We start from the raw sequence: 26,481 nt of genomic DNA, 5'->3' as shown, positions 1-26,481 counted from the left end.
AGGGCAACCAAGACAAGGCGCCGCACCCCGACAAGGGCCCCGCACCCCGCAGGGGACCCGCGCATCTCAAGCCCGTCCGGCGCTTGAGGACGGAACCCCGCGCCCCGGAAAAGGGCAACCAAAGCAGGGCACCGCCCCCCGCAGGGGACCCGCACCCCGCCCCGGACGGCGGAGGGCCCCGTGCCGAAGGTCCCGAAACGGACAGCCCTAGGTCCCACCGCCGGTGACAAGGCGCACAGGCGTTTTGGGGCCTACTAGGCACTTTAGGAGAAATCGACCCACCCGAGGCCGGGACCTTCGGCCCGGTGTCCGGCCGGACCCACCCGTGTTTGGGCGGAAGTGCCGGGATGGTGGGCCTGTGTCCGGTATGGGCAGGGAAGAGCTGCGGCTAAACCTGTTCCGGGACGGAGACTTCCGGCGACTTCCGCGGGGGTGGGACGAGGCCCGGCGCGGTGAATTCCCGGATGTCTTACTACGGCTTTTCTTCGTAGATGGGGGGTTTGAGTGCATCGGGGGGCCCGGGTTACCAAGGTATGGCCAGCCCGGCGCACCGCCGGGTTCCGTCATCCCGGAGGTTTTCTGCTTATGTCGAAGCGCGTTACGTTCCAGACCCGCCGCCCGTCCGCTTCCCGTGTTCGTGGCGCCGTCGTGGCAGCCGGCCTGGGGACGTCGATGGTTCTCGGTGCGGGCGCTGCGTTCGCGGCCGGCACGACGGGAACCACCGGCACCGCGAGCCTGGCGAGTGCGACCACCGCCGACTCGGTCGCCCAGCAGGCGGTCGCGCAGGGCAAGGCGGCCAAGCACGCGGCGGCGAAGAAGGCCGAGGAGGCCAAGAAGAAGGCCGCCGCGGCGAAGAAGAAGGCGGCCGCCAAGAAGAAGGCCGCCGCCAAGCGGGCCGCGAAGCTGGCCTGGGAGACCCCGGTCGACCACTACCAGCTGAGCGCGAGCTTCGGCAACGACGGCAGCCGCTGGGCGCACAAGCACTCGGGCCAGGACTTCGCCGTGCCGATCGGCACCAAGGTCGAGGCCGCGCACAAGGGCGTCATCGTGAAGGCCGGCCCGAACGGCGGCGGCGACGGTCCCGCGTACGGCAACGCCATCGTGATCAAGCACAGCAACGGCACGTACTCGCAGTACGCGCACCTGTCGCGGATCGACGTGCACATCGGCGAGTACGTGAACAAGGGCGAGAAGATCGCCCTTTCCGGCAACACCGGAAACTCCAGCGGCCCGCACCTGCACTTCGAGATCCGGACGACCCCGAACTACGGTTCCGCGGTCAACCCGGTGAACTACCTGCACAAGGAGGGCGTCTCGGTCTGATTCGACCGCGACACCACCCCGCTACTGGGCGGCACCCGGGTCATGGGCCCGGGTGACCAGTTCGACGGCGACTTCGAGGGCGGCTTTCCGCTTGTCCTCGGGGTCGCCGTCGACGTCTTTCAGTGCGAAGATTCCGGCGTGCATCGTGAAGAGCGCGCTGAAACACCGCACCTGGTCGGTGAGCGGTGCGTCGGGATCCTTGATCAGGTCCACGAGCGCCAGGACCCGCTCCTTGATCGTCACGCCGATGCTCAGGTCGCGTACGGCCGCCTGGTTCTCCTGCATGAAACGGAAGAGCGGCTCGGAGCCGGACAGGGCCTCGCTGTAGCGGCTGAGGATCTCCTTCTTCGTCTCCAGCGTGCGCGGCTGGGTCTCGCCCCAGTCGATCAGCTCCTGGATGGGACGGTTGAGGTCCTCGAAGATGCCGACCAGGATGTCTTCCTTGGTCTTGAAGTGGTAGTAGAGCGCGGCCTTGGTGACGTCGAGCTGCTCGGCGATCTCCCGCAGCGAGGTCTTCTCGTAACCCTGCTCGGCGAAGAGTTCCAGGGCGACGTCCTGAATGCGCTGGCGGGTGTTGCCCCGGCGCGGCTGCGGCGTGCTGCCCATGGTGCTCTCCCAAGAACTTACTTGACGCCCGGCTAGTTACGGGGCTACTTTCCCCTAGTGTAATCAACTAGCCGGGCGGCAAGTAAGGGCCCGGTGTACAGGGGAACTGGGGAGTTGGGGAACATGGCGGACCTGATGAAGGCGACGGACGGGAAGGCGGATCCGTCGGCCGGACCGGCGGGGAAACCCGAGCCGCGTGAGCGCAGCGTACGGGTGGTGGTGCTCGCCCTGATGATCGCCATGCTGCTCGCCATGCTCGACAACCTGATCGTCGGCACCGCGATGCCGACCATCGTCGGTGATCTCGGCGGGCTGGAGCACCTGTCCTGGGTCGTGACGGCCTACACCCTGGCCACCGCGGCCTCCACCCCCATCTGGGGCAAGCTCGGCGACATGTACGGGCGCAAGGGCGTCTTCCTCACGTCCATCGTGATCTTCCTGATCGGCTCGGTCCTCAGCGGCATGGCCCAGGACATGGGCCAGCTGATCGGCTTCCGGGCCATCCAGGGACTCGGCGCCGGTGGTCTGATGGTCGGCGTCATGGCGATCATCGGCGACCTCGTGCCGCCCCGCGAGCGCGGCAAGTACCAGGGCATGATGGCCGGCGTGATGGCGGTCGCGATGATCGGCGGACCGCTGGTCGGCGGCACCATCACCGACCACCTCGGCTGGCGCTGGAGCTTCTACATCAACCTGCCGCTGGGCGCCGTGGCCCTGGCCATGATCACCATCGTGCTGCACCTGCCCAAGCGGGAGCGCAAGAAGGTCAGCGTCGACTACCTCGGCGCCGGACTGCTCACCGTGGGCATCACCGCGATCGTGCTGGTCACCACCTGGGGCGGTTCGGAGTACGACTGGAACTCCGCCGTCATCATGGAGCTCATCGCGATCGGCGTCGCCGCGCTGGCGGGCTTCCTCTTCGTCGAGACGAAGGCCGCGGAGCCGATCATCCCGCTGCACATCTTCCGCAACGCCAACTTCACGCTGATGTCCGTGGTCGGATTCATGGCGGGCTTCGTGATGTTCGGCGCGGTGCTCTACCTGCCGCTGTTCCAGCAGTCCGTCCAGGGCGCGTCCGCGACCAACTCAGGACTGCTGCTCCTGCCGATGCTGCTGGCGATGATGATCGTCTCGCTCATCGCCGGACGCGTGACCACCAACAGCGGCCGTTACAAGATCTTCCCGATCATGGGCTCGATCCTGATGGTGACCGGCCTCTTCCTGCTCGCTCAGATGGATACCGGCACCAGCCGTTTCACCTCCGGTGTCTACATGGCGGTGCTCGGTGCCGGCATGGGCTTCCTGATGCAGATCACGATGCTCGTGGCGCAGAACAGCGTCGAGCTGAAGGACATGGGCGTCGCCTCGTCCTCCACGACCCTCTTCCGTACGCTCGGCAGCTCCTTCGGCGTCGCCATCATGGGCGCCCTGTTCACCGGCCGGGTGAACGACGAGATGGCCGCCCGCGGTGGGGCGGGCGCCACCATGCACAGCGCTCAACTGGACGCGGCGAGTCTGGCGAAGCTGCCGGCACCGGTGCGTGAGGCGTACGAGTTCGCGGTGGCGTCCGGCACCCACGCCGCCTTCCTGGTGGGCGCCGCGGTCGGGCTGATCGCCGTGGTGGCCGCGCTCTTCGTCAAGGAGGTCCCGCTGCGAGGCGCCGGACCGGAGACCGCGGCCCCCGTGGTCGAGGCCGTCTAGCGGTTCCGTACGGCCGCCAGGTGCGCCTCGCACGCCTGGCGGCCTTTCGCGTACCCCGCGCTCAGCGGACGGCCGGCGGCCCGCTGTCGCCGGCCTTCCTGCCCCGCGGGTCCGGTCCGCGCTGCTCGCCCAGCTGGAGCATGGGGAAGCTGCCGGTGTCCGTCGGGGCGTGCTCGGGCAGCCACAGGACGGCGATCGCCCCGCCGGCGCCCTCGGCCGCCCCCTCGGGGGCCGCGTTGCGGAAGGTCAGCCGGGCGCCGAGCACCCGTGCCTGACCGGCCGCGATCGTCAGCCCCAGTCCGTGCCCGTGCCCGGCCCGGTCGCTGCTTCCGGTGCGGAACCGGCTCGGTCCCTCCCGCAGCAGCGCCGCCGGGAACCCGGGACCGTGGTCGCGGACCCGCACCACCCGGCCCTCGACCGTGACCTCCACGGGCGTGGAACCGTGCTTGGCGGCGTTGCCCAGCAGATTGAACAGAATGCGCTCCAGCCGGCGCGGATCGGTGCTGACCCACGACTCGTGGACCACCTGCACCCGCACCTGCGGGTCCAGCAGCGTCACCCGCCGGCTGACGAACTCGCCCAGCGCGAGTTGCTGCAGCTCGGCCCGCTCGGAGGCGCTGTCCAGCCGGGCCACCTCCAGCACGTCCTCGACCAGCGTGCGCATCGCCTGGGCCCTGTCCCGTACGAGCTCCGAGGGGCGCCCCGGCGGCAGCAGCTCGGCGGCCGTCAGCAGGCCCGTCACGGGCGTGCGCAGCTCGTGCGCGATGTCCGCGGTGACCCGGCGCTCGGCCTCGATCCGTTCGTTCAGCGCGTCCGTCAGGGCGTCCACCGCACCGGCCAGTTCGTCGGTCTCGTCCCGCACGACCCCGCCGACGGCGTCCCCCACCCGGACGTCGGTGTGGCCCTGCGCGACCCGCCCGGCCGCGGCCGCCGCCTTGCGCAGCCGGCGCGAGAGCTGGCCGCCGATCAGGACGCCCAGCGCGGAGCCGCCGAGGACCACCGAGACCGAGCCGATGATCAGGGCCCGGTCGAGATCGCCGAGGATCGTGGTGGAGCGGTCGGCGAAACGCGTGTGCAGCGAGAGCACGTCGCCGCCGGGCAGCGGTACGGCCGCCCAGACGTCGGGCACCCCGCCGCTGTCCTCGACATGCGTGGCGCGCCGGTTGCGTCCGGTCTCCTCGCGCAGGCTCTTCGGCATCGCCGGATCGTTGAGCTTGGCGCCGAAGCGGGGATCGGCCTTCTTCGTCTTCGTCGCCTCGTAGAGCAGCTGGGCGTAGGTCAGCCGCTCCAGCTGGACCTCGCGGGCGTTCTCCAGCATGGAGACGCGGGCCGCGTTGTGGACGACCAGGCTCAGTGCGACCGCGATCAGCGCGCCGACCGCCGCGATCGCGATGCTGATCTTCCAGCGGACGCCCGTCCGCAGGGCCGGGCGCCTCATGCCCTGAGCTTGTAGCCGAAGCCGCGCACCGTCTCGATCCGGTCCTGGCCGACCTTCGTGCGCAGCCGCTGGACGTGGACGTCCACGACCCGGGTGTCCCCGCCCCAGCCGTAGTCCCACACCCGCTCCAGCAGTTTGTCGCGGGAGAGCACCGTGCCGGGGGCGGACGAGAACTCCAGCAGCAACCGCATCTCGGTGGGGGTCAGCCCCACCTGCTCGCCGCCCTTGCGGACCTCCATGCCCTCGGTGTCGATCTCCAGATCACCGAAGACCAGCACACCGCCCTCGGTCCGGATCGCCTCGCCGCCGCCCGCCCCGTGTCCCGAGGCATGGCCGAAGCGGCGGAGCACGGCCCGGATCCGGGCGACCAGGACCGCGCCGTCGAACGGCTTCGTCACGTAGTCGTCGGCGCCCGCCTCCAGGCCCAGCACCACGTCGATCGAGTCGGCCCGGGCCGAGAGCATGATCACCGGGACCGTCGACTCGTCCCGGATCCGCCGGCAGAGGCTGACCCCGTCCAGGCCGGGCACCATCACGTCGAGCAGTGCGATGTCGGGCCGGTTCCGCCGGAACGCTTCGAGGCCGAGGAGGCCGTCGGGCATGGCGGTGACCACGAAGCCGTCCCGCTCCAGCGCCAGCTGGGTGGCCTCGCGGATGACGTCGTCGTCCTCGACGAACAGGACATGGGTCTCGGCCATCGGACTGCTCTCAGTTCTTCGTCGGTTCCGCGGGTGCGGGGAACTCCCCGTCTCCGGTACCGACAGCTCTGTTGAAGTCGTTGTGCACCCGGTCCTCCTCGGTGAACCGGCTGCCCGCCCAGTGGTACGTGATCACTTCCTCGCCCGAGGGATAGGCGACCGCGTCCTTCGTCCCGTACACCTGCGTCGTCACCACGAGGTCGCCGCGGTCGATGGTCCCGTAGACCGAGGGCTGCTCGACGGTGAACACGTTCTCGTAGGTGCCGTTGGCCCGCGGCCGGTACACATAGGTGCCCACGCCGACCGAGTCGCCGCAGGTCATGACGTTCACCACCACATCGGCCGAGGGGCCGTCGGTGAGGGTGCCGTAGGAGGTGTCCACCGGGTACTCGTCACCGGTGCAGGGCTTGAGGTCGCTCCTGACACGCCCGCTCACCCTGGGATCCGCCTTGAGCAGATCCACCGCGTCGACCCGGGGCGTCGGCTTCACCGTGGACGGCGCCGTGACACTCGCGGTGGCCTGGGCGACCGGCTGGCTGCCCGCGGGGCCCTCGTCACGCGTACCCGTGCCCCCGGTGGAACAACTGACGGCGAACAGCCCGAAGGCGGCGAGCCCGACCAGAGCCGTGCTGCTCGCCGCCCACCCGCTCAGCAGGCGCCCGCGCCCGCCGCCGGTGTCCGCCGTGGGTCCTCGGGTGATGACCGGGCCGCCGCTCCCGCCGCCGCCCTCACCGCTGCCTGTCAGGCCGCGCACCGCTCCCGCCCCCGCTCGTCGTGACGCCCCTCGGGGGGCGCCCCTGCCTGTGACCGTGACCGCACCGGGTTCCGGGCGGCCACGACGCGGACCTCCGCCCCGCGGTCCCCGTCCTCACGGATGCGCTCCGCACGGCTCGCCGCTTCCCTGCTCTCCAGCTCCTGGCGCAGTCGCGCCAGGGCCCGGTGCAGGGTGCTCTTCACCGTACCGGCCGACATGCCGAGCGCCGCCGCCGTCTCCTCCGTGCTCATCTGCTCCCAGTGTCGCAGCACGACCACGCTGCGCTGCTTGGGAGCCAGCACGCCCAGGACGTCCATCAGCAGGGCACGGTCGGCGCGCTGCTCGGTGCCGTCCTCGACGCTGGCGTCGGGAAGCTGCTCGGTGGGGACCTCGTCCAGTTTGCGCGCCCGCCACCACTCGGTACGGGTGTTGATCATGACGCGGCGCAGGTAGGCGTCGGCGAGGGACTTGTCGGCGATGCCGTCCCAGCGGCCGAAGGTGCGGGCCAGGGCGGTCTGCAGCAGGTCCTGCGCGTCCACGGGGTCCGGGACCAGCCGCCGCGCACTGCGCAGCAGCGCGTCCTGCCGGGTACGCACGTACTCCTCGAAACCGAGCACCTCACCCTGCGCCATGACAACCGCCTCCGTCCCCGTGAATCCCCGTAGAACCACCGCCAGCCGCCTGGTCGTCGGGCTGACGTCGGTGACGCTACGGAGCTGTTGTCACGAGGCTGTGCGGAGCAGCCGTACGCCGACGCACGGCTGTCCATCGGTTGTGTAACAGCGCAGGCGGGGCGGGAACCGGGACCCGCGGAAGCGGAACCAGCGGGTCCGGTCCGCCGGGCCCACGGGCGGGTCCGTCCCGTCAGGTCATCGGCAGCCGGTACTGGCCGCCCGCGAGCGGTTCGACCAGCCCGTCGGCGACCAGGCCGTCCAGCGCCCGGGCCCGCTGCACCGGTTCCTCCCACACCGCGTCGAGCGCCGACTGCGGCACCGGGGTCACCGACTCGCGCAGCACGGCGAGCAGCCTGCCGCGCACCTGCCGGTCCGTACCGGTGTAGGTCTGGCCGCGCCGAGGCGGTCCCTGGTGCGCGGGCTTGCCGGCCAGCCGCCAGGCGCACTGCCCGGAGATCGGGCAGCGCCCGCAGTCCTCGTTCTTCGCGGTGCAGACGAGGGCGCCGAGCTCCATCGTCGCGGCCGCCCAGCGCGCCGCCTGCTCGTCCTCGTCCGGCAGGAGGGCGCGGGCGAGCTTGCGCTCGGCGGCGGTGGTCGCGTTCGGCGGGTACTGGATGCCGGTCGCGGCCCGGGCGAACACCCTGCGGACGTTCGTGTCGAGGACGGCGTGCCGCTGCCGGTAGGCGAACGAGGCCACGGCCGCCGCCGTGTACTCGCCGATCCCGGGCAGGGCGAGCAGTTGGGCGTGCTCGCTCGGTACGTCGCCGCCGTGGCGTTCCGTTATGGCCTGGGCGGCACCGTGCAGGCGCAGGGCCCGCCGCGGGTAGCCGAGCCGGCCCCAGGCGCGGACCGCCTCGCCGGGCGGCTGTGCTGCGAGGTCGGCGGGCCGCGGCCAGCGGGCCAGCCACTGCTCGTACACCGGGAGGACCCGGTTGACGGGGGTCTGCTGCAGCATGAACTCGCTCACCATCACACCCCAGGCGCCCGCTTCGGGGCGGCGCCAGGGCAGATCGCGGGCGTGCTGGTCGAACCACCCGATGACGGGAGCGTGGAGGGAGGTGGGGGGCGTCTGTGTCGCAGTCGTGGCAGTCATCGCACCGTCGATCCTGACACGGAAGTGCAGACGAGGGTCAGGGGCACGGGGGTGTCGCCCCTCATACGAGCCCTTGGAGTGATAGGGACCCCCGACTTTCCCCGCCCCGCCGGACCCTGCGTTCCGGCAAGTGGCGGCACGCCCCGCGAGCCGTTGCGGCAACTGGCCCAGGGGTCGCTTCCGGCCGTCGCGGTCCTGCCGCGCCCGCCGATGCGGTCGGCCGGAGACGGACGGAGACAGCCGGAGACAGCCGGAGACGGACGGGGCCGGCCGGGGTCGTCCCGGGGGCCGGCTCCCTTCCGTGAAGATCACTTACGGTGTCCGCCTGATCGCCGAAGGTGCCCGTGACGCACGTCCGGAGCGTCAACAGGCCGCCCCGGGATGATGATCGGCAAAACTCGGAGGCGTCTGGCGGCGGGTGGGGCGGGAGTTGGCGCTGTTCTCTCGTACAGTTTGGGCCGTGGGATCTCTGCGTAATCCGATCGGGCCGCTTCCCTCCACCATCTACTGGCGACGGAGGGCGGTAGCGGCGACGCTGGTTGCGCTGCTCGCGGCGCTGATCGCATGGGCCGTCACCTCCTCCGGCGGCAAGGGGAACCACGACGACTCCCGGGCTCCCGGCCCAGGTCCCGCGAATTCGATCACCCCAGGGCCCTCCGGTTCGGGCCCCGCGATCAGTGAACAGCCGGGCGGCCGCGACGAGTCGGGCGCCAGCGGCGGCAGTGGCGGCAGCAGCGGCGGCGGCGCCGGGAGCGACGGCGGAAGCGCGGACGCGGGTTCCGGGGCAGCGGGTGGCGGAGCAGGCGGTGCCAACGGCGCGGCCTCCGAAGGCAGTTCCGGTTCGGGCAACGGTTCGGGCGGCGGAACGGCGGGGCAGCGGGTTCCGGCCGGCTCCCCGCTCCCCGACTGCGCACCCGCCGCGCTGCGGCTGACGCTGAAGACGGAACTCCGGTACGGGCCGGGCGAGAAGCCCACGTTCCGGCTGATCGCCACGAACACCTCGTCCACCGCGTGCAAGGCCGACTTCGGTCCGAAGACCGCGGTCCTCACCGTCACCGAGGCCGGCGGTGACGACGAGGAGGTGTGGTCCTCCAAGGACTGCCCGCGCAACGCGGCCGCCGTGCTGCTGAAGGTGCCGGCGGGGGCGACCGTGGAGCACACGGTGGAGTGGGACCGCGCGAAGAGCACCCCGAAGTGCGCGACGCCCCCCGCGGGGACCGCCGGGCCCGGGACGTACCTGGTCGAGGCGAAGGCCCCGGGGGAGCCCGTGCAGCGCGCGTCGTTCGTTCTCGCGAAGGACTGACCGCAAGGGCTCACGTCGAAAACTGGCCGCAGGGGCTGTGGCAGGGCTGACCGCAGGCTGCGGCGGGGCGGACCAGGTGAGACCGGCCCGGGGCAGGCGGACAGGTGTGAGCTGCGGGCGGCCGGTGCGAGCGCCCCGGTGTGGCAGCGGACCGGCTCGAGCCGCCGCCCGGCAGGCCCGGCGCTCCGCTACACGTACCGCTCGAGAATCGACGACTCCGCCAGCCGCGACAGACCTTCGCGCACGCTGCGCGCCCGAGCCTCGCCGACGCCGTCCACCGTCTGGAGGTCGTCCACGCTCGCGGCGAGCAGCTTCTGCAGACCGCCGAAGTGCTCCACCAGCCGGTCGATGATCGCCCCGGGCAGCCGCGGCACCTTCGCCAGCAGTCGGAAGCCGCGCGGCGACACCGCCGAGTCGAGCGTCTCGGGAGAGCCGCTGTACCCCAGCGCCCGTGCCACCACCGGGAGTTCGAGCAGCTCGGTGTGGGACAGCGCGTCCAGCTCGGTGAGCGCCTCCGTCACCGTGCGCGAGCGCTTCGCGGTCGGCTCGGGCACGTAGTCGCGCACGACCAGCTCGCGCTCCGGCTCCACGCCCGCGATCAACTCGTCGAGCTGGAGCGAGAGAAGCCGGCCGTCGGTCCCGAGCTCGACCACGTACTCCGCGATCTCGGTCGCGATCCGGCGGACCATCTCCAGGCGCTGGGCGACGGCCGTCACGTCCCGGACCGTCACCAGGTCCTCGATCTCCAGCGCGGAGAGCGTGCCCGCGACCTCGTCGAGACGCAGCTTGTACCGCTCCAGCGTGGCCAGTGCCTGGTTGGCGCGGGAGAGGATCGCGGCGGACTCCTCCAGCACCCGGCGCTGCCCGTCCACGTATAGCGCGATGAGGTGCATCGACTGCGAGACCGAGACGACCGGGAAGTTGCACTGCTTGGAGACCCGGTCCGCCGTGCGGTGCCGGGTGCCCGTCTCCTCGGTGGGGATGGAGGCGTCCGGGACCAGCTGGACGCCGGCCCTGAGGATCTTGGTCATGTCCTTGTCGAGGATCAGTGCCCCGTCGAGCTTGGCGAGCTCACGCAGCCGGGTCGCGGTGAATTCCACGTCCAGCACGAAGCCGCCGGTGCACATCGACTCGACGGTCCGGTCCATGCCGAGCACGATCAGCCCGCCGGTGTTGCCGCGCAGGATGCGCTCCAAACCGTCCCGCAGGGCCATTCCGGGCGCGACGGCGGTCAACGAGGCGCGCATCAGCGCCTCGTTACCGGTGCCTTGGCCGGACTTTCCGGGCGATGCTGCCCGGTCGCTGGCTGCCACTGCACTCCTCCGGTCACAGGTTCGCGGTGCCCTCAGGGCCTGTCGTTCGGACCGTTCCTGACCCGGACGAAAGACCCTACGTCCCTCATACCGTTCGTACGGACGGGCGAGACCAGGGCAAAGTCTACCGGCGTACGCCGTCCTCCTGTGGGGCCTGTGCGCGAGAGCGCCGTGGGAGCACGCGGAGCGCGTCGCCCATGTTGGCGACTTCCGTGACCTTCATACCGGCCGGGACCTTCCCCGGATCGGTCGGAACCAGCGCGTGGGTGAAGCCCAGGCGGTGCGCCTCGGCCAGTCTGCGCTGGACCCCCGTGACCCTCCTGACCTCGCCCGCGAGACCCACCTCGCCGATCGCCACCAGATTCTTCGGCAGCGGTGTGTCGCTGGCCGCGCTGGCCAGGGCGAGCGCGATCGCGAGGTCCGCGGCCGGCTCGGAGAGCTTCACGCCGCCGACCGTGGCGCTGTAGATGTCCCGCTTGCCCAGCGAGCTGATCCGGCCCCGCTGCTCCAGGACGGCCAGCATCATCGACACCCGGGACGTCTCGAGACCGGAGGTGGTGCGGCGGGGCGAGGGGATCTGCGAATCGACGGTGAGCGCCTGCACCTCGGCGACCAGAGGGCGCTTGCCCTCCAGGGTGACGGTCAGGCACGTGCCGGGCACGGGCTCGTCGCGGCGGGTGAGGAAGAGGCCGGAGGGGTCGGCGAGACCGGTGATGCCTTCGTCGTGGAGCTCGAAACAGCCGACCTCGTCGGTCGCCCCGTAGCGGTTCTTGACGCCGCGCACGAGCCGGAGCCGGGCGTGCCGGTCGCCTTCGAAGGACAGCACCACGTCGACCAGGTGCTCCAGCAGCCGGGGACCGGCGATCGCGCCGTCCTTGGTGACGTGCCCGACCAGCAGCGTCGCCATGCCGCGTTCCTTGGAGGCGCGGATCAGCGCCCCGGCGACCTCGCGGACCTGCGCCATTCCGCCGGGCGCCCCCTCGATCTCGGGCGAGGCGACGGTCTGTACGGAGTCCAGGACGAGCAGGGACGGCTTGACGGCGTCCAGATGGCCGAGGACCGCGGACAGGTCGGTCTCGGCGGCCAGGTACAGATGGTCGTTGATCGCCCGGATCCGGTCCGCGCGCATCCTGACCTGGGAGGCGGACTCCTCCGCCGTGACGTACAGCGTGCGGTGCTCCTCGCTCGCGGCCTTGGCCGCCACGTCCAGCAGCAGCGTGGACTTCCCCACGCCCGGCTCGCCCGCGAGCAGCACGACGGCACCGGGAACCAGCCCGCCGCCCAGCACCCGGTCCAGCTCGCCGACACCCGTCGAGCGGGCGGTGGCCTGGCGGCTGTCGACCTGGCCGATGGGCAGCGCGGCGGTGGAGACGCGGCCGGCCGCCGTGGTGCGCACGGCGGGGGCGCCGCCGAACTCCTCGACCGTCCCCCACGCCTGGCACTCGGGGCAGCGGCCGAGCCACTTGGCGGTGGTCCAGCCGCATTCGGTGCAGCGGTAGGACGGCCGGTCCTTCGCGGATTTCGTACGGGCAGCCATGGCGCCACCGTATAGGTGGGGTCGGACAGTGGGTCCCGGCGCGGTGCGCGCCGGGAGCGGGACCCGGTGACGGCGCGGACATCGGAGCCCTGTCGCCTATGCAGCGATACGTTCACCCGTAAGGGTTAAATGTGCTCAAGAGGTGCGGGGCATGTGCCCTGCCCTGCCTACGGTCGCAAGGTGACGAGCAGCAGGCTGGAGACCCCGACCGACACCCCCGGCGCACACCGGGCGCAGCACCGTGCGCTCCCCCCGTCGCCGAAGCAGCCTCCCGCGCGTTACGAGCCGCATCTCGACGGCCTCTTCACCTACTGCCTCTCCGTGCTGTGCGATCACGACGCCGCCACCGAGGCGCTCGGCGGCGTCCTCGCGCTGGCCGAGCGCCAGGGCGGCCGGTGTCCCGCAGGCGAGGCGGAACGTAAAACCTGGCTGTACGCGCTGGCCCGGTGGATGTGCCTGCGCCGGCTCGGCGAGCAGAACCAGGGCCGGCGGGCGCATCGCAGGGCCGAGGCGCCGCCGGCGCGCAGGCCGTCCGCCAGGGCGCAGGACGAGCACCGCGGTCCCGCCGCACCGGCCTCCCGCGCGGGACGGCGTACGCCCGCGGTCGCCCGCCCCCCGAAGACCCCGCCGGCACCGCCTCTCACGCCTTCCGCGCCCCGGTCCGGGGTGTCGGCCCCGTCCCTCGCGCCCGCCGACTCGGCGGAGAGCCCCGTGGCCGCCGAGGCGCACCGCCGCGAGCTGGCCCAGCTGGCCTGGCCCGAGGCGGCGGGCACCACCCCCGAGCAGCGCGAGGCACTGGAGCTCGCGGTGCGCCACCGGCTCACACCGGGCGCGGTCGCCGCCGTCCTCGGGCTGGACCCGGCGACCGCCCGGGAGCTCCTGGCCGCGGCCGCCTGCGAGGTGGAACGGACGAGGGCCGCCCTCGCCGTGGTGGAGAAGGGCGACTGCCCCGCGGTCGGCAGGCTCACCGGCGACCAGCGCGTACTGCTCTCGGCCACCCTGCGCCGTGAGCTCGTACGGCACGTGGACGACTGCCCGAGCTGCCGACGGGCGGCCGAGCGGGCCGGCGCCGAGGGCCCCTGGCCCGGGGCCGCTGTCGCGCCCATGGCCGCGCTGGCGGTCGTCGAGGCGCCGCGCCCCTCCGCCTATGTGGCGATGATGCAGGCGCAGAAACATCAGAAGAATCGGTCCGCCACACCCCGGTTCGACCGGGCGGGCTTCCCCATGGACCCGAAGGACCACGCCGCCCGCCGGGACCGGCTGCGGTCCAGGGTCATGACGACGACGGTGGTCGCCACGGTCGTCGCCGCGCCCGTGATCGCCCTGTGGTCCGCCTACCGGGGCGCGCCGCTCACCGGCGAGGGGCGCGACGGCTCGGCGGTCACCGCGACCGAGACGGAGGACGGCCGGCGGACCGACGACCCGTACGGCCCTTACGAGAACGCGGGCAACGCCCGCCCCGAACCAGGCGGCTTCACGGACGGCGACGGCCTCCCGGACGTCTCGGCCGAGGTCATCAGCGTGGACGGGGGCGCCGACGCGGACGCGGCCGACGGCGCGGGCCGCCTCACCGTCGAGGCCCGGTCGTCCGGCTCGGCGACGACGATCACGCTCACCGCGTCGGAAGCGGGCCCGGTCGCCTGGTCGGCCGGCACGGGGCAGTCCTGGCTGCGCCTGAGCCGTACCTCGGGAACGCTCGCGGCGGGCGCCAGCATCACGGTCCGCGTCCTCGTCGACCATGCGCGCGAACCCGCAGGGCACTGGACGGCGCGGGTCGCCATCGCCCCGTCGGGGTCGGTCGTGGCGCTGCACGGGTACGGGGGCCGGGCACCGGCCACCGCGCCGAGGCCGCCCCTGCCGAGCGGCCCGTTGCACCCGCACCCGCCCGTCCCGGAGGAGCCGTCGCCGCCCGCCCCGGACCCGACGCCGACACCCGACCCGACGGACAGCACCCCGACGCCGACGCCCACGCCGACGGACCCGAGCACTCCCAGCCCGTCCCCGGACCCGACGGACTCCCCGGACCCGACCGGCCCCGGCAAGGGCCCGAGCACCCCGCCGACGGCGGACTGACGGGCCGGCCGGCCGGGCCGACTACCGTTCAGCCCCGCCCGCGGCGGACGGACCGCCCGCCGCGGCATCCCGGGCGGATCCCGCTAGACCGGGTCCGCCGGGTGGGGCGCCATCGGCAGGAGCGAGGCGAGCCGCTCCTCGCACAGCCCGACCAGCTGCTCGTACGCCGCCTCGCCCATGAGCTCCGTGAGCTCCGGCCGGTACGTCACGTACACCGGATCCCCGGCCCCGTGCGCCGACGTCGCCGACGTGCACCACCAGTGCAGGTCGTGTCCGCCCGGACCCCAGCCCCGCCGGTCGTACTCACCGATCGACACCTGGAGCACCCGCGTGTCGTCGGGCCGGTCGATCCAGTCGTACGTACGCCGTACGGGCAGCTGCCAGCAGACGTCCGGCTTGGTCTCCAGGGGCTCCTTGCCTTCCCGCAGTGCCAGGATGTGCAGCGAACAGCCTGCGCCCCCGGCGAAACCGGGACGGTTCTGGAAGATGCAGGACCCCTCCCAGCGCCGCGTCTGCCGCTCCCCGTCGTCATCGGTCTGCACCCAGCCCGACTCCGTACCGACGTCGTGGAACTGCCAGAGCTCCGGAGTGAGCCGGGCCACGTGACCGGCCACCCGCTTCTCGTCGTCCTCGTCCGAGAAGTGGGCGCCCAGGGTGCAGCACCCGTCGTCCGCGCGACCGGCCTGGATGCCCTGGCAGCCACTGCCGAAGATGCAGGTCCACCTGGACGTCAGCCAGGTCAGGTCACAGCGGAAGACCTGCTCGTCGTCGGCGGGGTCCGGGAACTCGACCCACGCCCGCGCGAAGTCGATCCCCTTCTCGTCGGGCCCGTGGGGCCCCTCTGTCTGCGGCTGCCGCATCTCCTGCTTCGTCTTCTGGTTCTTCGTGATTTTGCCCGGCTTCGCCTTTTTCGTCTTTGGCACGCGCCCAGAGTAAGACCGACCGGCCCCCGGGGGCGGCGTCGATCCGGGCGCGACCGGCACACGGGCGGGGACCGTGCGCCGGTCCGCCCGCCCCCACGGCCGCAGTAGCGTTCTGCGTATGAGACTCGGAGTCCTCGACGTGGGGTCGAACACAGTTCATCTGCTGGTGGTCGATGCGCACCCCGGCGCCCGTCCGCTGCCCGCGCACTCGCACAAGGCGGAGCTGCGCCTCGCCGAGCTCCTCGACGGTGACGGCGCGATCGGCCCGCTCGGCGTGGACCGGCTGGTGACGACGGTCGCCGACGCGCTCCAGGCCGCCGAGGACAAGGGCTGTGAGGACGTGCTGGCGTTCGCCACCTCCGCGGTGCGGGAGGCGAGCAACGCGGACAAGGTGCTGACCCGGGTGCGCGACGAGACGGGCGTCGACCTCGCCGTCCTCAGCGGCACGGAGGAGGCCCGCCTCACCTTCCTCGCCGCCCGTCGCTGGTTCGGCTGGTCGGCGGGCAAGCTGCTGCTCCTGGACATCGGCGGCGGTTCGCTGGAGATCGCGTACGGCATCGACGAGGAGCCGGACGCGGCCGTGTCGCTGCCGCTGGGCGCCGGACGCCTCACCGCCGGCTGGCTGCCCAGCGATCCGCCGGACCCGGCGGAGGTGAAGGAGCTGCGCCGCCACGTACGGGCCCGGATCGCCCGCACCGTCGGCGAGTTCACCCGCTTCGGGCCCCCCGACCACGTCGTGGCCACGTCGAAGACCTTCAAGCAGCTCGCCAGGATCGCGGGGGCCGCACGCTCCACCGAGGGCCTGTACGTGCAGCGCGCCCTCAGCCGCAAGGCGCTGGAGGAGTGGGTGCCGAAACTGGCCGCGATGACGGTCGAGGAGCGCGGGAACCTGCCCGGCGTCTCCGAGGGCCGCTCCGCCCAGCTCCTGGCCGGAGCGCTGGTCGCGGAGGGGGCCATGGACCTCCTGGGCGTCGAGGACCTGGAGATCTGCCCCTGGGCGCTGCGCGAGGGAGTGATCCTGCGCCGGCTGGACCACCTGACGTCCACCGAGGACGTGGCCCTGAACTGACGGGGCCGCCCGGCGTGTCACCGTCATGGCCCTTCTCACTTTCCGTCCGGCCCCTTCGGAGACGCGCACCGCTGCCCGTACGCTGTCTGCGTGGCAGAACCAGTGGTGCGCATCCCGGATGCGAAGGTCGCCCTGTCGACGGCCTCGGTCTATCCGGAGTCGACGGCGACGGCCTTCGAGATCGCCGCGCGCCTGGGGTACGACGGCGTCGAGGTCATGGTCTGGACCGACCCCGTCAGCCAGGACCTGGAGGCCCTGCGCCGGCTCTCGGACTACCACCAGGTGCCGATCCTGGCCGTTCACGCGCCCTGCCTCCTGATCACGCAGCGGGTCTGGTCCACCGATCCCTGGGTCAAGCTCCAGCGGGCGCGCGCCGCCGCCGAGAAGCTCGGCGCCTCGACCGTGGTCGTCCACCCGCCGTTCCGCTGGCAGCGCGGGTACGCCCGTGACTTCGTCACCGGGATCTGGCGGATGGCGGACGAGACCGATGTGCGGTTCGCCGTCGAGAACATGTACCCGTGGCGCTACCGCGACCGCGAGATGCTCGCGTACGCCCCCGACTGGGACGTCACCAACGACGACTACCGCCACTTCACGGTGGACCTGTCGCACACCTCGACGGCGCGTACGGACGGCATGGCCATGGTCGACCGGATGGGCGACCGGCTGGCCCACGTCCACCTGGCCGACGGCAAGGGATCGGGCAAGGACGAGCACCTGGTGCCCGGCCGGGGGGACCAGCCCTGCGCCGAACTGCTGGAACGGCTGGCGACCACCGGCTTCGACGGCCACGTCGTCATCGAGGTCAACACGCGCCGCGCGATGTCCACCGCCGAACGCGAGGCCGACCTGGCCGAGGCGCTCGCCTTCACCCGGCTCCACCTCGCCTCCTCCGCGCAGGTGCCGCGCCCATGACACCGGGCGCCGAAGCCCCGGGCCCCAGGCGCCGAGGCCGCCCCGCCCGCACCACGGCGACGACCGGGCCCGACGCGCGCACCCGCATCCTGGAGGCCGCCCGCACCGAGTTCGCCGAACGCGGCTACGACAAGACGTCGGTCCGCGGCATCGCGAAGGCGGCCGGCGTGGACGCGGCCCTGGTCCACCACTACTTCGGTACCAAGGACGAGGTGTTCGCGGCCGCGATCGAGCTCTCCTTCGAGCCCGCCCTGGTCGTCCCCGCCATCCTCGGCGGCGACAAGGAGGGCCTGGGGGAGCGGCTGGCCCGCTACTTCATCGCGATCTGGGAGAACCCGGCGTCCAGGACCCCGCTGCTGGCGGTCATGCGCTCGGCCCTGACCAACGATGCGGCGGCGAACGTGCTGCGCGGCTTCGTCCTGCGGCGCCTGCTGGGACGGATCGCGGAACAGCTGGACGTACCCGACCCCACCTTCCGCGCGGAACTGGCCGCCTCGCACATGGTGGGCATCGCGATGCTCCGGTACGTCCTCCGGACGGAACCCCTGGCCTCGGCGCCCCCGGAACGCATCATCGCCCTGGTGGCCCCCACGCTGCAGCGCTACCTGACGGGTGACCAGGACCCCTCGCCCGATCCGGGCCCGGCAACCCCGTCCGCCGACCCGGGCCGCAGTCCGAGCCCCTGAGGGCTCCCCGCAGATCAGGCTCCCGGCCCGATCCGGGGTTCCCGGGCACCTCAAGCCCTCCCGGCGCTCGAGGAGCCGAGCCCCGACCCCCCCCCGCCTCCCGCACCGCCCGGCCCCGCACCGGACCCGCCCACCCCCTGAACACCCCATCCCGCATACCGGACACCCTGTCCAGATCCTGGCATCAGAGGCGTACGCTCGGAAGCAGTCTTTTCTGTCGAAGGAGCGAGAGACGATGCCCCAGCTGAGGTCCCGCACAGTCACCCACGGCCGCAACATGGCGGGCGCCCGCGCCCTTATGCGCGCGTCGGGCGTAGCGAGCGAGGACATCGGCAAGCCGATCATCGCGGTCGCCAACTCGTTCACCGAGTTCGTCCCCGGCCACACCCACCTCGCCCCGGTCGGCCGGATCGTCTCCGACGCGATCAAGGCGGCGGGCGCGGTGCCCCGCGAGTTCAACACGATCGCGGTGGACGACGGCATCGCCATGGGCCACGGCGGCATGCTCTACAGCCTGCCCTCCCGCGATCTCATCGCCGACAGCGTCGAGTACATGGTCGAGGCCCACTGCGCCGACGCGCTCATCTGCATCTCGAACTGCGACAAGATCACCCCGGGCATGCTGATGGCCGCGATGCGCCTCAACATCCCGACGGTCTTCGTCTCCGGCGGTCCGATGGAGGCCGGCAAGGCCACGCTCGTCGACGGCACGGTCCGCAAGCTCGACCTGGTCAACGCGATCAGCGACGCGGTCGACGAGAGCATCTCCGACGAGGACATCCTCCGCATCGAGGAGAACGCCTGCCCCACCTGCGGCAGCTGTTCCGGCATGTTCACCGCCAACTCGATGAACTGCCTGACCGAGGTCCTCGGCCTCTCCCTCCCGGGCAACGGGTCCGTCCTCGCCACGCACACCGCCCGCAAGGCGCTGTACGAGGACGCCGGCCGCACGGTCGTCGAGATCACCAAGCGCTACTACGAGCAGGACGACGAGACGGTCCTGCCGCGCGCCATCGGCACCCGTGCCGCGTTCGACAACGCGATGGCGCTGGACATCGCCATGGGTGGCTCGACCAACACGATCCTGCACCTGCTGGCCGCCGCCGAGGAAGCGCACCTGGCGTACAACCTCGACGACATCAACGAGGTCTCCCGCCGCGTCCCGTGCCTCTCCAAGGTCGCGCCCAACGTGGCCCCCGGCGGCACGTACTACATGGAGGACGTCCACCGGGCCGGCGGCATCCCCGCCCTCCTCGGCGAACTCCACCGCGGCGGTCTGCTCAACGAGGACGTGCACTCGGTGCACTCCGACACGCTCGCCGAGTGGCTCAAGAACTGGGACGTCCGCGGCGGCTCGCCGTCCCCCGAGGCCATCGAGCTGTGGCACGCGGCCCCGGGCTGCGTCCGCTCCGCGACCGCCTTCTCCCAGTCCGAGCGCTGGGACACCCTCGACCTGGACGCGGCCGGCGGCTGCATCCGCGACGTGGCGCACGCGTACTCCAAGGACGGCGGCCTCGCGGTCCTCAAGGGCAACATCGCCGTGGACGGCTGCGTCGTGAAGACGGCCGGCGTCGACGAGTCGATCTGGACCTTCGAGGGTCCTGCGGTCGTGTGCGAGTCCCAGGAGGAAGCCGTCGACAAGATCCTCCGCAAGGAGATCACCCACGGCGACGTCGTGGTCATCCGTTACGAGGGCCCGCGCGGCGGCCCCGGCATGCAGGAGATGCTCTACCCCACCTCCTTCCTCAAGGGCCGCGGCCTCGGCAAGACCTGCGCGCTGATCACCGACGGCCGGTTCTCGGGCGGCACGTCGGGCCTGTCCATCGGTCACGCCTCGCCCGAGGCGGCGTCCGGCGGCACGATCGCGCTCGTCGAGGACGGCGACCGGATCCGGATCGACATCCCGAACCGTTCGATCGAGCTCCTCGTCCCCGACGACGAGCTCGCCACCCGCCGCGCGGCGCTGAACGGCGTGTACGCGCCGAAGAACCGCGAGCGCAAGGTCTCGGCGGCGCTGCGGGCCTATGCGGCCATGGCGACGAGCGCGGACCGCGGAGCCGTCCGCGACGTCTCCAAGCTGGGCTGAGCCATCCGCCCCCCCCCCGTGCGGGGGGCGGCGCCATGTCGTGGTTGCCCCTTGCCGGGGCGGGGGTCCCCCTTGCGGGTGGCGCCCCTGCTTGGTTGCCCTTTTCCGGGCGGAGGGTTCCGTCGTCAATCGCCGGACGGGCTTGGGGTGTGCGGGTCCCCTGCGGGGTGCGGGTCCCCTGCGGGGGGCGGTGCCTCGTTTTGGTTGCCCTTGTCCGGGGCGCGGGGTTCCGTCCTCAATCGCCGGACGGGCTTGTGTGGTGCGGGTCCCTTGCGGGGTGCGGGTCCGTTGCGGGGCGCGGGGCCCTGTTTTGGTTGCCCCTTTCCGGGGCGGAGGGTTCCGTCCTCAAGCGCCGGACGGGCTTGGGGTGTGCGGGTGCTCCGTGCTGCGGAGGCGCGGTACCCCGGTGGGTGGGGGTTCGGGGTCCCTCCGGGGCGTCTCCTCAAACGACGAACGTTCCGCCGGTACGCAGCCGAACCCGGGTCGATGTTCGTCGTCCTGCGGGGACTCCCCTGCACGCCCCCGAACCCGCCCGTCTTGCGTCTGCGGCAGTCGTGAAGCCGGCGTGCAGACGCGACTGAGGCCGGGTGGGGGCGTGCAGGGGAGTCCCCGCAGGAAATGGCGTACGACTGGGCTCGTTTTCCCACCGGGCCGCACATGCCATTTCTGAGGAGTCTCCCCGGAGGGCCCCCACCCCCACCCACCGGACAGAGGCGAACACCCGCACAACACGACGCACCCGCACCACCCAAGCCTGTCCGGCGTTTGAGGACGGAACCCCGCCGCCCTGCGGAGGACTCGCACCACCCAAGCCCGTCCGGCGCTTGAGGACGGAACCCCGCACAACACGGAGCACCCGCACGGCTGCGCACCCGCACGGCTGCGCACCCGCACAGCCGCTCCGGCACCACCGCGGCCCTGGGACAATCGTTCTCGTGACCGAGAACAGCGACACCCCCGACGGCACGGCTCCCGGCGCCTCCGGGTCCGGCTCGGCGCCCACGGGCGCCTCCGCGACCCCGTCCGGCCCGCAGCCCGAGCCCATCCGCTTCTTCGGGACGACCTGGGTCGCCCACGACGGCTCCTACGGGCTCCGCCGGGCCGGGGCCGCCGTCGGTTCGCTCGCCGCGGCGGCCGCCTCCTGCTTCGTGCTGCGCTTCGCCTACCAGGGGCTGGAGATCGCCGACGTCGGCAGCTTCGTCGGCCTCCTGGTCGTCCTGATGTTCGCCATCTGCAGCGCCGTCGCCTTCCGCAAGACGTGGGAGGGCTTCAGCCGCCGTCCGGCCGACCCGTCCCGCGAGGACGCCCTGCGCGGCCTCAAGACCATCGGCTTCATCGGCTCGCTGCTCGCGTATTTCTTCCGCACGTTCACCGAGGCCCCGGGCGAGAAGCTCCGGCGCGAGGAGTACGAGGCGGCCCGGGCCCGCTTCGCCAAGCGCCGCTCCTCCCGCACGGGCAACCCGGCCGCCCGCAAGGCGACGAAGGCGAAGAGGCCCCGCCGCACGTAGCCGGACCCCGCCCCCGATCCGGGGCGCCCGCCTCTCCACACGGCCGCTCCCTTGACCGCGGGGTCCCGTGCGGAGCAAAATTCATCGCATGATGAATTCTTCGGGTGTCGCCATCGAGGCCCGTGGCCTCACCGTCGTACGAGGCAGCCGCACCGTCCTCAAAGGGCTCGACTTCACCGTCGAGCCCGGCAGGATCACCGGCCTCCTCGGCCCCTCCGGCTGCGGCAAATCCACCCTGATGCGAGCCGTCGTCGGCACCCAGGCCAAGGTCACCGGCACCCTCGACGTCCTGGGCAGCCCCGCGGGGCACCCCGGCCTGCGCCCGCGCATCGGGTACGTCACCCAGGCGCCCTCCGTCTACACCGACCTCACCGTCCGGCAGAACCTCGACTACTTCGCGGCGATCCTCCAGCCGGGCCGCCGCCACCGGGACGCCCGCCGGGAGGCCGTCGCCCGCGCCGTCACCGAGGTCGATCTCACGAGCCACGCCGACGACCTCGCCGGGACCCTCTCGGGCGGTCAGCGCACCCGGGTCTCCCTCGCCGTGGCGCTGCTCGGCACCCCAGAACTGCTCGTCCTCGACGAGCCCACCGTCGGCCTCGACCCCGTACTCCGGCGCGACCTCTGGCAGCTCTTCCACGGCCTCGCCGCCGACCGCGGCACCACCCTGCTCGTCTCCTCCCACGTCATGGACGAGGCCGAGCGCTGCCACCGGCTGCTCCTGATGCGCGAAGGCGAGATCCTCGCCGACGACACCCCCGAGGCCCTGCGCACGGACGCCGGAACCGACACCGTCGAAGAAGCCTTCCTCCACCTGGTCGACGCGGCCGCCACCCGTCAGGAGAACGCCCGATGAGCACGCCCACCACCACCCCGCCCCTCAGCGCCGCCCGTACCCTCGCCACCGCCGGCCGCGTCCTGCGCCAGCTGACGCACGACCCGCGCACGATCGCACTCCTCCTGCTGATCCCGGTCCTGATGATCACGCTGCTGCGCTATGTGTTCGACGGCAGTCCGCAGACCTTCGACTCCATCGGCGCCTCGCTGCTCGGAATCTTCCCGCTGATCACGATGTTCCTGGTCACCTCGATCGCCACCCTGCGCGAACGCACCTCGGGGACTCTGGAGCGACTCCTCGCCATGCCGCTCGGCAAGGGCGACCTGATCGCCGGATACGCCCTCGCCTTCGGCGCCGTCGCCATCGTCCAGTCGCTCCTGGCCACGGCCCTCTCGGTCTGGGCCCTCGGGCTCGACGTCACCGGATCGCCGTGGCTACTGCTCCTGGTGGCCCTGCTCGACGCACTCCTCGGCACGGCGCTCGGCCTGTTCGTCTCCGCGTTCGCCGCCTCGGAGTTCCAGGCCGTCCAGTTCATGCCGGCCGTGATCTTCCCGCAGCTGCTGCTCTGCGGACTCTTCATCGCCCGGGACCGGATGGCGCCGGCCCTGGAAGCGATCTCGGACGTCCTGCCCATGTCGTACGCCGTCGACGGCATGAACGAGGTCCTGCACCACACCGACGTCACCGGCGACTTCCTCCGCGACATCGCGATCGTGGCCGGCTGCGCCCTCCTGGTCCTCGCCCTCGGCGCGGCCACCCTCCGCCGCCGCACCGCCTGACGGGCCGGTGCGAGGATGGCGCCACGAGAACCGTGAGCACCACCCGGAGGGTGAAGCGCATGACCCAGACAGTTGCAGTCCTCGGCACCGGCAAGATCGGCGAGGCCCTGCTCAGCGGAATGATCCGGGCGGGCTGGCGCCCGGCGAACCTGCTGGTCACCACCCGCCGCTCCGAGCGCGCCGCGGAGCTCCACGACCGCTACGGCGTCGACGCGGTCACCAACGCCGAGGCCGCCAAGCGCGCCGACATCCTCATCCTGGCGGTCAAGCCGCAGGACATGGGCCGCCTGCTGGACGAACTCGCCCCGCACCTCACCGCCGACCGCCTGGTCATCAGCGCCGCGGCCGGCATCACGACCGCCTTCATCGAGGACCGCCTCGCCGCGGGCACTCCGGTGGTCCGGGTCATGCCGAACACCCCCGTCCTCGTCGACGAGGGCATGTCCGTCATCTCCGCGGGCAGCCACGCCACCACCGCCCACCTCACCACCGCCGAGGAGATCTTCGGAGGCGTCGGCAAGACCCTGCGTGTCCCGGAGTCCCAGCAGGACGCGGCCACCGCACTCTCCGGCTCGGGCCCCGCATACTTCTACTTCCTGGTCGAGGCGATGACGGACGCCGGCATCCTGCTCGGCCTGCCCCGCGCCCAGGCCCACGACCTCATCGTGCAGGCCGCCATCGGCGCCGCCGTGATGCTCCGCGACAGCGGCGAGCACCCGGTCAAGCTCCGCGAGGCCGTCACCAGCCCGGCCGGCACCACGATCAGCGCCATTCGCGAACTGGAGAACCACGGCGTACGCGCGGCCCTCATCGCGGCCCTCGAAGCCGCCCGCGACCGCAGCCGCGAGCTCGCCTCCGGCAACGGCTGAGCAGGCTCCGGCCCGGGATCCCCGCACCGCACCCGGGCCCCGCTTCTCCTACGCGTCCTTAGCGGCAGCGATCAGCTCCGCACTGCTCACCACCTTCGCGAACCCACCGCCGTGCAGCGACACGGCGGTGGCCCGCGCCAGCTCGTCCGCGCTCAGCGTCCAGCCCCAGGGCCCGGTCAGGTCGAAGGTGTGGGTCGCGTCGAGCGGGACGAACACCTCGTACCCGAGATTGCCCCCCATCCGCGCCGTCGTCTCGACGCACATGTTGGTCTGGATCCCGGCGACCACGATCTGCCGCACTCCGGCCGCGTCCAGCCATGCCTTCAGATCAGGTGTCCCGTAGAACGACGAGTTCACGCTCTTCGTCAGCAGGAGCTCCGCCCCGCCGCCCTTCCCCCGCCGTTCCTCCACGTACGGCTTGAAGTCGTTCCCCGGATATCCCACCCGCAACGGCGAAGCGGGCTTGGCCGAGTCATGCCGTACGAACACGACGGGCCGACCGCTCGCCTGCCAGGCGTCGATCAGCCCGGCGATGTTCTCGTCGGCCGAGGGATTGTTCCGCGGCCCCCAGAACTCCTCCTCGTCAAAGCCCCGCTGCACATCCACCACGACCAACGCTGCGTTCTCCGCGATTTCCATGACCACGATCCTGCCGAGCGGAACGCCAGCCGCCCAGAGGCGGAAAAGCCATCGATCGATGGTTTACTGCCACCATGTCGACGCCCGGGACAGACGGCCCCGCTCCCACCAGGATCGCCCTCGTGGCCTTCCCCGGCGTCCGGGCGTTCGACGTCTCGGTCATCACGGAGGTGTGGGGTGTGGACCGCACGGATCGCGGAGTCCCGCCCTTCGTCCTGCGCCGCACCGCGGCCACCGACGCACCCATCCCGCTGCGCGGCGGCCTCTCCCTGACCCCGGACCGCACGCTGAGCTGGCTGGCCCGGGCCGATCTGATCGTCGTCCCGGGGCTCGACGACCATGTGACGCCGGCGCCGGAACCGGTCCTCGCGGCGCTCCGCCGCGCCCATGCCCACGCCACTCCGATCGCCGCCCTCTGCGGTGGCGCCTTCACCCTCGCCCAGGCGGGGCTCCTCGACGGCCGCCGGGCGGTCACCCACTGGAACCTCACCGACCTCCTGCGCACCCGCCACCCCGCGGTGACGGTCGTCCCGGACGCCTTGTTCGTCCAGGACGGCAATCTCTGGACGTCCGCCGGCACGGCGGCCGGCATCGACCTCTGCCTCCATCTCGTACGGACGGCTCATGGCGCGGAGACCGCGGCGACGGTCGCACGCTCGATGGTCACGGCCCCGTTCCGCACGGGCACGCAGGCTCAGTTCATCGAGCACCCCACGCCGCACACCGACCGCGACGCCGACACGCTCGCCGACGTACGGGCCTACGCCCTGACCCGTCTGGCGGATCCCCACACGGTGGCGGAGCTGGCCGCCCGGGCCGGCATGTCGCCCCGCTCCTTCGCCCGCCACTTCCAGGCGAGCACCGGCACGACGCCCGTGCGCTGGCTGATCACCCAGCGCGTCGCCGCAGCTCAGAAGCTGCTGGAGCGCACCGACCTCCCTCTGCCCGAGGTGGCCCGCCGCACGGGCTTCGGCAGCGAGATCACCATGCGCCAGCACTTCGCCACCCACCTGGGCACCAACCCTCGCGACTACCGCCTCGCCTTCCACCGCACCCCGGAGGGGACGGGGGTTGACACGCCCCCTCCGCGTCCGTAGTGTGCTCCGAGTTGTCCGACGTGAGCGCCGACTCCGGTCGGTCCCCGGACAACCATTCCGCAGTAACCACAACGAGTGAGCGACAGCCGTCGCCCGTCTTTGCGTGCGCCTATGCGAAATGAGGAATCCGCGTTCGAAGGAACGCGGCCCCGATTAGCGTCGAGGCCCTGGATTCCGCTAACGTCTCACTCGTCGGAACGGCCCAACAGCCGGGAAGACAAGCCCCTCTGACTGGGAATCAGGCCCGAAAGGATCTGATAGAGTCGGACCCGCCGGAAAGGGAAAGCGCGAAAGCGAAGAACTGGAAAGCGAAAATGCGAGACCCGCTTCGACCGGGAATCGGACACGAAAGAGTCTGATAGAGTCGGAAACGCAAGACCGAAGGGAAGCGCCCGGAGGAAAGCCCCAGAAGATGTTCTGCGGGTGAGTACAAAGGAAGCGTCCGTTCCTTGAGAACTCAACAGCGTGCCAAAAGTCAACGCCAGATATGTTGATACCCCGACCTGCTTCGGCAGGTTCGAGGTTCCTTTGAAAAGTCCTGGCAGACCTCTGGTCTGGT

Annotated in this window: 23 protein-coding genes; 13 read left to right on the top strand and 10 right to left on the bottom strand. The window is 71.9% G+C overall.

Features of this window, described 5'->3' with window-relative positions; all coding sequences use genetic code 11:
• Positions 1–585 precede the first annotated feature (585 nt).
• Entirely contained in the window at positions 586–1,323 is a 738-nt protein-coding gene (locus E6R60_RS11710; RefSeq protein ID WP_136326444.1) for a M23 family metallopeptidase, read from the top strand.
• Between the two features lie 21 nt (positions 1,324–1,344).
• Here E6R60_RS11710 and E6R60_RS11705 read toward each other — a convergent pair whose 3' ends face one another.
• Positions 1,345–1,929, bottom strand: coding sequence for a TetR/AcrR family transcriptional regulator (locus E6R60_RS11705; RefSeq protein ID WP_136326443.1), 585 nt, complete (start codon positions 1,927–1,929; stop codon positions 1,345–1,347).
• 123 nt (positions 1,930–2,052) lie between these two features.
• Here E6R60_RS11705 and E6R60_RS11700 point away from each other — a divergent pair, with 123 nt between their 5' ends.
• On the top strand, positions 2,053–3,630 hold the full coding sequence (locus E6R60_RS11700; RefSeq protein WP_136326442.1) for an MDR family MFS transporter: 1,578 nt from the start codon (positions 2,053–2,055) through the stop codon (positions 3,628–3,630).
• A gap of 61 nt (positions 3,631–3,691) precedes the next feature.
• On the opposite strand, the gene cseC is transcribed toward E6R60_RS11700, so the two are convergent.
• The 5 genes from cseC to E6R60_RS11675 all read right to left on the bottom strand — a co-directional run bounded on the left by cseC (position 3,692) and on the right by E6R60_RS11675 (position 8,287).
• Positions 3,692–5,068 carry a two-component system sensor histidine kinase CseC gene (cseC, locus tag E6R60_RS11695; protein ID WP_136326441.1) on the bottom strand — a complete coding sequence of 459 codons (1,377 nt, stop codon included), beginning with the start codon at positions 5,066–5,068 and terminating at the stop codon, positions 3,692–3,694.
• Positions 5,065–5,766: a two-component system response regulator CseB gene (cseB, locus tag E6R60_RS11690; RefSeq protein WP_136326440.1), complete on the bottom strand. Its 702-nt coding sequence runs from the start codon at positions 5,764–5,766 to the stop codon at positions 5,065–5,067. The genes cseC and cseB overlap by 4 nt, the downstream gene beginning before the upstream one ends.
• Before the next feature lie 10 nt (positions 5,767–5,776).
• Positions 5,777–6,466: a hypothetical protein gene (locus E6R60_RS11685; protein WP_136326755.1), complete on the bottom strand. Its 690-nt coding sequence runs from the start codon at positions 6,464–6,466 to the stop codon at positions 5,777–5,779.
• 41 nt (positions 6,467–6,507) lie between these two features.
• The gene (locus tag E6R60_RS11680; RefSeq protein ID WP_136326439.1) at positions 6,508–7,152 is read right to left on the bottom strand and encodes a SigE family RNA polymerase sigma factor; all 645 of its coding nucleotides are present in this window, start codon (positions 7,150–7,152) and stop codon (positions 6,508–6,510) included.
• Positions 7,153–7,384: 232 nt separating this feature from the next.
• The gene (locus E6R60_RS11675) at positions 7,385–8,287 is read right to left on the bottom strand and encodes an A/G-specific adenine glycosylase (protein ID WP_136326438.1); all 903 of its coding nucleotides are present in this window, start codon (positions 8,285–8,287) and stop codon (positions 7,385–7,387) included.
• Positions 8,288–8,789: 502 nt separating this feature from the next.
• Here E6R60_RS11675 and E6R60_RS11670 point away from each other — a divergent pair.
• Complete coding sequence (locus tag E6R60_RS11670; protein WP_136326754.1) at positions 8,790–9,590, top strand: hypothetical protein; 801 nt, start codon at positions 8,790–8,792, stop codon at positions 9,588–9,590.
• 188 nt (positions 9,591–9,778) lie between these two features.
• Here the strand turns inward: E6R60_RS11670 and disA are convergent, their stop codons facing one another.
• Together disA and radA are read right to left on the bottom strand one after the other, a co-directional pair.
• Positions 9,779–10,903 (bottom strand): DNA integrity scanning diadenylate cyclase DisA, encoded by a 1,125-nt coding sequence (gene disA / locus E6R60_RS11665; RefSeq protein ID WP_136326437.1) that lies wholly within the window; start codon positions 10,901–10,903, stop codon positions 9,779–9,781.
• A gap of 124 nt (positions 10,904–11,027) precedes the next feature.
• Positions 11,028–12,440 carry a DNA repair protein RadA gene (gene radA, locus E6R60_RS11660; RefSeq protein WP_136326436.1) on the bottom strand — a complete coding sequence of 471 codons (1,413 nt, stop codon included), beginning with the start codon at positions 12,438–12,440 and terminating at the stop codon, positions 11,028–11,030.
• A gap of 180 nt (positions 12,441–12,620) precedes the next feature.
• Here radA and E6R60_RS11655 point away from each other — a divergent pair, with 180 nt between their 5' ends.
• Positions 12,621–14,513 (top strand): hypothetical protein, encoded by a 1,893-nt coding sequence (locus tag E6R60_RS11655; RefSeq protein ID WP_136326435.1) that lies wholly within the window; start codon positions 12,621–12,623, stop codon positions 14,511–14,513.
• Between the two features lie 83 nt (positions 14,514–14,596).
• Here the strand turns inward: E6R60_RS11655 and E6R60_RS11650 are convergent, their stop codons facing one another.
• Positions 14,597–15,436 (bottom strand): hypothetical protein, encoded by an 840-nt coding sequence (locus E6R60_RS11650; protein WP_136326434.1) that lies wholly within the window; start codon positions 15,434–15,436, stop codon positions 14,597–14,599.
• A gap of 118 nt (positions 15,437–15,554) precedes the next feature.
• Between E6R60_RS11650 and E6R60_RS11645 the strand changes: the two genes are divergently transcribed.
• The 8 genes from E6R60_RS11645 to proC all read left to right on the top strand — a co-directional run bounded on the left by E6R60_RS11645 (position 15,555) and on the right by proC (position 24,186).
• The gene (locus E6R60_RS11645) at positions 15,555–16,505 is read left to right on the top strand and encodes a Ppx/GppA phosphatase family protein (RefSeq protein ID WP_136326433.1); all 951 of its coding nucleotides are present in this window, start codon (positions 15,555–15,557) and stop codon (positions 16,503–16,505) included.
• 90 nt (positions 16,506–16,595) lie between these two features.
• Positions 16,596–17,420: a sugar phosphate isomerase/epimerase gene (locus E6R60_RS11640; protein WP_136326432.1), complete on the top strand. Its 825-nt coding sequence runs from the start codon at positions 16,596–16,598 to the stop codon at positions 17,418–17,420.
• Positions 17,417–18,106, top strand: a complete 690-nt coding sequence (locus E6R60_RS11635) for a TetR family transcriptional regulator (RefSeq protein ID WP_136326431.1) — start codon at positions 17,417–17,419, stop codon at positions 18,104–18,106. Before E6R60_RS11640 ends, E6R60_RS11635 begins: the two co-directional genes overlap by 4 nt.
• Positions 18,107–18,341: 235 nt before the next feature.
• Positions 18,342–20,192: a dihydroxy-acid dehydratase gene (gene ilvD / locus E6R60_RS11630; RefSeq protein WP_136326430.1), complete on the top strand. Its 1,851-nt coding sequence runs from the start codon at positions 18,342–18,344 to the stop codon at positions 20,190–20,192.
• A gap of 935 nt (positions 20,193–21,127) precedes the next feature.
• The gene (locus E6R60_RS11625) at positions 21,128–21,700 is read left to right on the top strand and encodes a hypothetical protein (RefSeq protein WP_136326429.1); all 573 of its coding nucleotides are present in this window, start codon (positions 21,128–21,130) and stop codon (positions 21,698–21,700) included.
• Between the two features lie 88 nt (positions 21,701–21,788).
• Positions 21,789–22,556: an ABC transporter ATP-binding protein gene (locus tag E6R60_RS11620; RefSeq protein ID WP_136326428.1), complete on the top strand. Its 768-nt coding sequence runs from the start codon at positions 21,789–21,791 to the stop codon at positions 22,554–22,556.
• Entirely contained in the window at positions 22,553–23,317 is a 765-nt protein-coding gene (locus E6R60_RS11615) for an ABC transporter permease (RefSeq protein WP_136326427.1), read from the top strand. Before E6R60_RS11620 ends, E6R60_RS11615 begins: the two co-directional genes overlap by 4 nt.
• A gap of 59 nt (positions 23,318–23,376) precedes the next feature.
• Positions 23,377–24,186, top strand: coding sequence for a pyrroline-5-carboxylate reductase (gene proC, locus E6R60_RS11610; RefSeq protein ID WP_136326426.1), 810 nt, complete (start codon positions 23,377–23,379; stop codon positions 24,184–24,186).
• Positions 24,187–24,234: 48 nt separating this feature from the next.
• Here proC and E6R60_RS11605 read toward each other — a convergent pair whose 3' ends face one another.
• Positions 24,235–24,825, bottom strand: a complete 591-nt coding sequence (locus E6R60_RS11605; protein WP_136326425.1) for a cysteine hydrolase family protein — start codon at positions 24,823–24,825, stop codon at positions 24,235–24,237.
• Positions 24,826–24,899: 74 nt separating this feature from the next.
• On the opposite strand from E6R60_RS11605, the gene E6R60_RS11600 reads away from it, so the two are divergent.
• A complete protein-coding gene (locus E6R60_RS11600; RefSeq protein WP_136326424.1) occupies positions 24,900–25,922 on the top strand; it encodes a helix-turn-helix domain-containing protein in 1,023 nt (340 codons plus the stop codon).
• The last annotated feature ends 559 nt before the right edge of the window (positions 25,923–26,481 follow it).

It is taken from the genome of Streptomyces sp. A0642 (assembly GCF_004795105.1).
Taxonomy (GTDB): Bacteria; Actinomycetota; Actinomycetes; order Streptomycetales; family Streptomycetaceae; genus Streptomyces.
This window is presented reverse-complemented; position numbering and strand designations above follow the sequence as displayed.

Excerpts from the sequence above, each read along its gene's own strand:
- cseC (WP_136326441.1), bottom strand. The coding sequence starts at position 5,068 with ATGAGGCGCCCGGCCCTGCGGACGGGCGTCCGCTGGAAGATCAGCATC.
- E6R60_RS11620 (WP_136326428.1), top strand. The coding sequence starts at position 21,789 with ATGATGAATTCTTCGGGTGTCGCCATCGAGGCCCGTGGCCTCACCGTC.
- E6R60_RS11700 (WP_136326442.1), top strand. The coding sequence starts at position 2,053 with ATGGCGGACCTGATGAAGGCGACGGACGGGAAGGCGGATCCGTCGGCC.
- E6R60_RS11675 (WP_136326438.1), bottom strand. The coding sequence starts at position 8,287 with ATGACTGCCACGACTGCGACACAGACGCCCCCCACCTCCCTCCACGCT.
- radA (WP_136326436.1), bottom strand. The coding sequence starts at position 12,440 with ATGGCTGCCCGTACGAAATCCGCGAAGGACCGGCCGTCCTACCGCTGC.
- proC (WP_136326426.1), top strand. The coding sequence starts at position 23,377 with ATGACCCAGACAGTTGCAGTCCTCGGCACCGGCAAGATCGGCGAGGCC.
- E6R60_RS11680 (WP_136326439.1), bottom strand. The coding sequence starts at position 7,152 with ATGGCGCAGGGTGAGGTGCTCGGTTTCGAGGAGTACGTGCGTACCCGG.
- E6R60_RS11705 (WP_136326443.1), bottom strand. The coding sequence starts at position 1,929 with ATGGGCAGCACGCCGCAGCCGCGCCGGGGCAACACCCGCCAGCGCATT.
- E6R60_RS11635 (WP_136326431.1), top strand. The coding sequence starts at position 17,417 with ATGACACCGGGCGCCGAAGCCCCGGGCCCCAGGCGCCGAGGCCGCCCC.
- E6R60_RS11615 (WP_136326427.1), top strand. The coding sequence starts at position 22,553 with ATGAGCACGCCCACCACCACCCCGCCCCTCAGCGCCGCCCGTACCCTC.
- cseB (WP_136326440.1), bottom strand. The coding sequence starts at position 5,766 with ATGGCCGAGACCCATGTCCTGTTCGTCGAGGACGACGACGTCATCCGC.
- E6R60_RS11600 (WP_136326424.1), top strand. The coding sequence starts at position 24,900 with ATGTCGACGCCCGGGACAGACGGCCCCGCTCCCACCAGGATCGCCCTC.
- E6R60_RS11605 (WP_136326425.1), bottom strand. The coding sequence starts at position 24,825 with ATGGAAATCGCGGAGAACGCAGCGTTGGTCGTGGTGGATGTGCAGCGG.
- E6R60_RS11710 (WP_136326444.1), top strand. The coding sequence starts at position 586 with ATGTCGAAGCGCGTTACGTTCCAGACCCGCCGCCCGTCCGCTTCCCGT.
- E6R60_RS11645 (WP_136326433.1), top strand. The coding sequence starts at position 15,555 with ATGAGACTCGGAGTCCTCGACGTGGGGTCGAACACAGTTCATCTGCTG.
- ilvD (WP_136326430.1), top strand. The coding sequence starts at position 18,342 with ATGCCCCAGCTGAGGTCCCGCACAGTCACCCACGGCCGCAACATGGCG.